At 60.0% G+C, this 5,439-nt stretch carries 5 protein-coding genes; 3 read left to right on the top strand and 2 right to left on the bottom strand.

Annotation, left to right across the window (positions count from 1 at the left end):
• On the bottom strand, positions 1 to 517 hold a 517-nt coding region (locus tag ACS5Q1_RS45895; RefSeq protein ID WP_473104458.1), incomplete at its 3' end, for an SWFGD domain-containing protein.
• 965 nt (positions 518 to 1,482) lie between these two features.
• Here ACS5Q1_RS45895 and ACS5Q1_RS45890 point away from each other — a divergent pair.
• The 3 genes from ACS5Q1_RS45890 (at position 1,483) to ACS5Q1_RS45880 (ending at position 3,480) form a co-directional block, all read left to right on the top strand.
• A complete protein-coding gene (locus ACS5Q1_RS45890; RefSeq protein ID WP_473104457.1) occupies positions 1,483 to 1,722 on the top strand; it encodes a hypothetical protein in 240 nt (79 codons plus the stop codon).
• Between the two features lie 95 nt (positions 1,723 to 1,817).
• A complete protein-coding gene (locus ACS5Q1_RS45885) occupies positions 1,818 to 1,961 on the top strand; it encodes a hypothetical protein (protein WP_473104456.1) in 144 nt (47 codons plus the stop codon).
• Positions 1,962 to 2,466: 505 nt separating this feature from the next.
• Positions 2,467 to 3,480, top strand: a complete 1,014-nt coding sequence (locus tag ACS5Q1_RS45880; protein ID WP_473104455.1) for a sensor histidine kinase — start codon at positions 2,467 to 2,469, stop codon at positions 3,478 to 3,480.
• Between the two features lie 153 nt (positions 3,481 to 3,633).
• Here the strand turns inward: ACS5Q1_RS45880 and ACS5Q1_RS45875 are convergent, their stop codons facing one another.
• Positions 3,634 to 4,812: a patatin-like phospholipase family protein gene (locus ACS5Q1_RS45875; RefSeq protein WP_473104454.1), complete on the bottom strand. Its 1,179-nt coding sequence runs from the start codon at positions 4,810 to 4,812 to the stop codon at positions 3,634 to 3,636.
• Positions 4,813 to 5,439: the final 627 nt, after the last annotated feature.

Genomic DNA, 5,439 nt, shown 5'->3' with positions numbered 1-5,439 from the left:
GCCCGCGGCCGCGATGCTGACCGCTGCGCTGCTCATCCACGCGGCGCCGACGCTCGGCATCATCATCACCGAACCAGGACGAGACCTCATCGCTCGCACGATCCCAGAGCCCACGCTCCCCTCCGCCACGTTGTCCGTAATCACCGGACCGCCCCCCGTATTCCTGACGGTATCCTTGATCGGCGCCATAGTTGCCGCGGGAGTAGTCATTCCCACCAAAGCCACCTTGAGAGCCTCCGCCGCGGTAGTCGCGGCCAAAGCCCTGTCCATAGTCCCGGCCAGCATCGCTACCGAAGTCGCGGCCACCGCCATATCCACCGCCGGGTTGGCCTTCACGGCCGCCGCTCCATCCGCCGCGGGAGCTGCCATAATCTTTGCCACCCCGGCCGAAGTCTTCGCGGCCCTGATCGCGCCAGCGGTCGCGCTCGCCGCCGCGGGAGCCAGAGCGGTCTTGCTCGTTCCTCCAATCCTGACGGTCGCGCCAGCCTTGCTCGTTCCTCCAGTCGCCGTTTGCCATGACACGGCTCCTTTCTTGCTGCTGTTCAGGGAGGCTAAACTGTCCTCGCAGATAGCCTCCTACCGAACGCATGTGGAGCACTCCCGTTCCGGCAGCGCGCTTAACGAGCAGTATTTTCTAATGTGAATACATACCTTTTCATGTCTGCAATAGTGCACCACTTGGTTAGTCTTATCTGACACGCCTGAGCCTCTCAGGAGTGCTCAAGAAATAGGCAGCATTTGCGCTCATTGACGCTCAATGGCGGCTAAGAATTCCCTCTCCAGCGGCCACATCCAGTAACTTCCGTCGCTTCCTTTGATCGGAATGCAGGCAGGCCCCAGCTTCTTCGCATCCGCAGGGTGCTTGACCAAGACAGCGCCCAAGGCAGCAGCGGTGCGGCTGTGGCATGCGATGACTGGCGCAGTCTTGGCCTTTGATACGTTCTTGCTCATAACATCCCTTCTCAACACGGAACCGACGGAGGATCCGCCCCGAGTTGAGAAGCATATTTTGTGCCAATCTTTACTGCTGTGAAATAAAACACACGATCGCGTTGGCTGGCTACTGAACGTGACAGGTCCCACGAGTCATCAGGCCAGGCCTCGGAGGTTTCCATACAGTAGAGTTTCGGCATGCGGTGCTGCTCACCGAGGGATAGGCCTCATCTCCATGTCGTTATTGGCTTTGCGCAGTTAAGGAGAGCATGAGGCTTTTGTGGCGGCCACGGAGTGCTTCAGGGCAGCCCATATTGACGGACAGATCGACGTATCGCGATGGCGGGCTCCTGAAGCTGCTTCACAACTTGGTGCCTCACAAATCCTTAGGCTCCCGCGGATCGTTGGCTCCGCCGATACTGCAAAAGTTACCCGGCAATGGGATAGTCCTTCTCCAGCCTGCTCATCAGACACGATAAAGGCGCGGCAGCGCCCCGATCTGAGTTATCATGGTACAGATGCTGTTCGACTGGCCCAAAGGCTGCTGTCATGGCGTGTGAAGACCTCGTTGCCCAATGCTTCATGGACGAGCAAGCCCCACTTGCTGTCCCCGAGTTGAACCGTGAACATACGCTCAGGTATCTGCAATGTTGCTACGAACAGGGACTGTCCTGGGACGATGCCAAGCAGCAGATTCAGGAGTGTCTGCAGCAGCGAGGCGTCCCGCACCAGGGCATTGTGCGGCAACTCGCTCTCGCCAAGCCGCTCCTGCAGCCATGGCTCGACTGAGCGTCGTGAGAGGAACGCTGTCCTGGAAACGGGAGGCCACACTGCGCGTTATCAGGGCGGCACGGAGAGTGTGCTGAGCCTCATGAGGTTTTGCCATGACCATGGCGGAGATCACCAACAAGCTGAAATACGATATCTCGGACGCGCTCAGGCGCGTGGCCGGCAAGCTGCCGTTCCGCAAGGAAGGGCAGGGTGGCGTATCGTCCACGGCGAGCAACAGGTCCGACTTGAAGAAGTAGGCCGATCCGGTGGAGGCGCTCAGGCGGGCGCCCCACCTTGTGGCGGAGCGGCGACGCCCGCGCCCCACATGAAGTCTTTGTTCGCTTCGATGGGGCCACGTCGAGGAGCAGATCGCTATCTGTCCTAAAACAACCTTCTTCCTGCCAGGTAGCTAATAATCCGCCCCACACTTCCTCAGGCTCCCCTTCATGCAGCACCGACCGTCATGGAGGCAGCGGTCACGTGATGCCCCGCAGCCAAAAGAAGAGTGGTGCTGACTGAGAGGTCGCCTTCTGCAGGGCCGGGGTGCACAAGAGTCACCAGAGAGATGGCCCGCGACAGATCCCGTTGACGTCGACGGCGTTTCTCCAACTGGAGCCCCAACTTCTCTGACGCCTCGCGGCAGTATCCTTTGGGGAACGGACTTCCAGGGATCAGACCGATGAGTGACAAACGCGACAGCGGACACGCCTATCAGCCCGAGATGACGGACCTGCGCGTCCTGTTCCAGCAGGCGCCCGCCACATGGCCGTCCTGCGCGGGCCGGACCACGTCTATGCCCTGGTCAACGCCGCCTACCGGCGCATCGTCGGCGAGCGCGATCTGATCGGAAAGCCGGTGCGCGAGGCCCTGCCGGAGCTGGCCGGGCAGGGCTTCTTCGAGCGGCTCGATCAGGTCTACAGGACGGGCCGGCCCTTCGTCGGGCACCAGATGCCAGCCAAGGTGCAGCGGCAGCCGGACGGTCCGGCTGAGGAGATCTTTGTCGACTTCGTCTACCAGCCGATCATCGGGGCAGACGGCCAAGTTTCCGGCATCTTCGTCGAGGGCAGCGATGTCACGGACCGGGTCCGGGCCGCCGAGTATCAGCAGCTGCTGCTCAACGAGCTCAACCATCGGGTCAAGAACGCGCTGGCCACGGTACAGTCGATCGTCTCGCAGACGCTGCGCAACGCGCCGACGCCGCCAGAGGCGCGTGCCATGATCGAGCAGCGGATGATCGCGCTGTCTCGGGCCCACGATGTGCTCACCCGGGAGAAATGGGAGGGGGCGGATCTGCGCGCGATCGTCGACCAGGCACTGGCGCCGTTCCGCGATGCAGCCCACGAGCGCTTTCATGTGCGTGGCCCAGGAGTGCGGCTGTCGCCGCGCATGGCACTCGACCTGGCGATGGGGCTGCATGAACTCGCTACCAATGCTCTCAAGTACGGCGCCCTGTCGATTCCCTCCGGCGCGGTCGATCTCACCTGGCGCGTGGACCGCCACCACACGCCGCCGCATCTCAAGCTGCGCTGGAAGGAGCATGGAGGCCCGCCGGTTGCGCCACCCGTCCGCCGCGGCTTCGGCACCCGGCTGATCGAGTGCAGCCTGGCCCAGGATCTCGGCGGTGAGGCCCGGATCGAGTTCGCCCCGACGGGAGTGATCTGCACGGTCGACACTCCGCTCACTGAACCAAAGGAGATGGCCAACCCAGCCCAGTCTCCCTGGAATCGCCCACCTGACTATCATTCGGCTTTGAACCCGGACCCAGTCTCGTACTGAGCGTAAACCTGTGCGTGGCTCGGCATCTTTCCTCAGAGTGAGAGGGTCACAGCCGGCGCCGGTCGTGACCCTTCGGTCAAACTATTTGTCTTGGATGTTCAGCCAATTGCGCGTGTCCTGATATGGAGCGACGTTTCTGAGCCGATTTACACTTCAGGACCGACTGAGGAGCTTTGCCAACCTGGCTTGTGACAAATGCCAGAGTCGCTTCACTCGCACAGAGAAAGGTGAGGTGACCAATTGTGCTTGGGCCGACGGACGCTGCCCGCCGCTCGACTCTGGTCCTCCACTCCTGGAAGGATCAAAGAATGGTCGCTCTGAACTGCTCGAAAGCCAGCGATCTGCCGCCCCCCGCCCAGCATCTCGTAGCTGAAGCAGGAAGTGCCAGTCCAAATTTAGAGCACTTGATTGGCTCAGCAGAGGGTACTCCGTCTCAGCCGAGACATGGTGAAGTCGCAAATTCTGCAGTCTCTGGAACGGGCGTGATCCTTGGACCTCAGCTTCGGCGAGCTTCGTCATCGCCGCGAGAGCATCCATATCCCGAAGAAGCGAACTGTTGAACGTAATCTGCTCCATGCGCTTCACGATTTCAGAGGCCGTTGTCGGCATGTCGGCCCCGGCCGTGGGCATGATCTGTACAATGAGGATCTCGGATGCTTGAGATCGCGCGACCAGCGGGATCAGCGGCGGGTTGGCCGAGTAGCCGCCATCCCAATACGTCTCGCCATCAATGGAAACCGCGTGATGGATCACGGGCAGGCAGGCTGAAGCCAGAATGACGTCGATTGTGAGATCTTTCTCCTGAAAGACGTGCATCTTGCCGTCGCGGACGCGCGTCGCCCCAATCAGGAGGCGTAGGCTTGGGTTGTCTCTCAGAACATCGAAGTCGATTTCGTTGGCGAGAAGCGCGCGAAGCGGATTCAGGTTGAACGGGTTGAACTGATACGGCGACAGAATACGGGTTGCGATCGCGGCGGCAATGCCGGGCTGGATTCGGGGAGCAGCCTCACTGGCTCGCTGCCAGAAGCGTTCCAACCGGTTCCTTGCCCCCACTCGACCACCGTCCGCAAGTCCCGAAGCCAGGAGAACAGCATTCACAGCTCCAGCGCTTGCTCCGCTGACAGCATCGAACAAAAGATTCTCCTCCTCCAGGAGCCGGTCGAGCACGCCCCAGGTGAATGCTCCGAACGACCCGCCACCCTGAAGAGCGAGTGAAAGGGATCTCGCTTCTTGGCGACTCTCATGAGGATGACCGATTGAGGCCGATGCATGTGCCTCGACGCATTGCTCCTGATCGAATCGAGCAGACCTAACACCAGGTGATGATCTCATCGAGGCAAACCACGCAATGTAGCATCAGGTCTCAAAGACGTGCGGTACGGTACGAGTCTGATCTGTCTTCGATCATGAGGAAATCCCATTTCAAAACGGTGAATGCCTGTTCTCGCGTCACACTGCATATTACGAGTGCGCTGTTGCGCAGATGCCATACCCGCAGGGCATCGGATCGCAAAGGTATCCTGTCCGTTGCGTCGACCAATCCCGTTAGAAAAGAGGGCGGATTGTAGGGTAGCGTCCCCAAATGAACAGTCAGTGATTTCAACTAAAACGGAAGGCTGCTCCTTGGGGCACGATGGCCATGAATTTGCCTTAAGGCGCCGTAGCATGGCCGGGTATCTATTGTGACAATAGGATCCGATGAGTGCACGGACCTTTGGTTGTTGATGTTCGGGAACTTACCACCGTTTGGGTCGACGTTCTCCTTCTGTAAGAGCTGACGATATGCTTCTCGAAGAACATGCGAGCATGGGCCTGCGATAACCGAGAAGGAGATTAGTCACCTCAGCAACCGGCTTTCTGGACGACAACACGCGACTTCAATTTGTTTCGACGGCAAGCCAGTTTCCACTCATATACGGCTCATATACGGATGGAGGTCGAATGACACCCCAGTGCTGC

The organism is Microvirga sp. GN3 (genome assembly GCF_055792825.1).
Note: the sequence above shows the minus strand (reverse complement) of the source record. Positions and strands in the feature narration are given on the sequence as shown.